The organism is Mesorhizobium sp. M1409 (genome assembly GCF_040317535.1).
Taxonomy (GTDB): Bacteria; Pseudomonadota; Alphaproteobacteria; order Rhizobiales; family Rhizobiaceae; genus Mesorhizobium.
Map to the genome: position 1 here is coordinate 1 of NZ_JAMYKV010000164.1, position 611 is coordinate 611.

At 63.2% G+C, this 611-nt stretch carries 2 pseudogenes; both read left to right on the forward strand.

Going from position 1 to position 611, the window contains the following annotated elements:
• Nucleotides 1–117: 117 nt before the first annotated feature.
• Nucleotides 118–393: pseudogene (tnpB, locus tag NKG99_RS35845) on the forward strand (IS66 family insertion sequence element accessory protein TnpB); the annotation flags it as partial.
• Nucleotides 394–406: 13 nt separating this feature from the next.
• Nucleotides 407–611, forward strand: a pseudogene (locus NKG99_RS35850) (IS66 family transposase); the annotation flags it as partial.

Below are 611 nucleotides of genomic sequence, written 5' to 3' on the forward strand. Positions count from 1 at the left end.
GCGGCGGAGGCAAGTCGGACTTGGCCGGCCCTGACGGGCGTCAGGGCGGCTCCGCCACATAATCTCGCCCGACGCATAAATGCGGTTATGTTGCGCGCCACATAACCGTTTGCCGGCGATCTTTATGTCTTCCGCGGCCGCAGCGGCAATCTGATCAAGATTATCTGGCATGATGGGCTCGGCATGTCGCTGTATGCAAAACGGCTCGAGAAGGGCCGGTTTCTATGGCCGTCGCCGACGGATGGTACGGTTTCCATATCACCGGCAGCTTGCCTACATGCTCGACGGGATCGATTGGCGCAACCCGCGTCACACGTTCCGCCCCCAGCGCGCGGGCTGAGTTTTTCTTTGAGTTTGCGCCATTTTCCGCGAGTCAGCGGACGCGTTTTATGATTCACTCAAGGGCATGGTTGCCACCGCCCAGGATGCTGTTCCGGACGATATCGGCGCGCTGAGAGCAGCGCTGACTGCGGCGCTGGCCAGAGCCGAAGACGAGGCCGCGCGCGCTGCGCTGGTCGAGGCCGAGCTGGCGGTCGCCAGGGCCAAGGCATCGGATGATGCGGCGCTGATCGCGCATCAGCATCTGACGATCCGGAAGCTGCAGCGGGCGC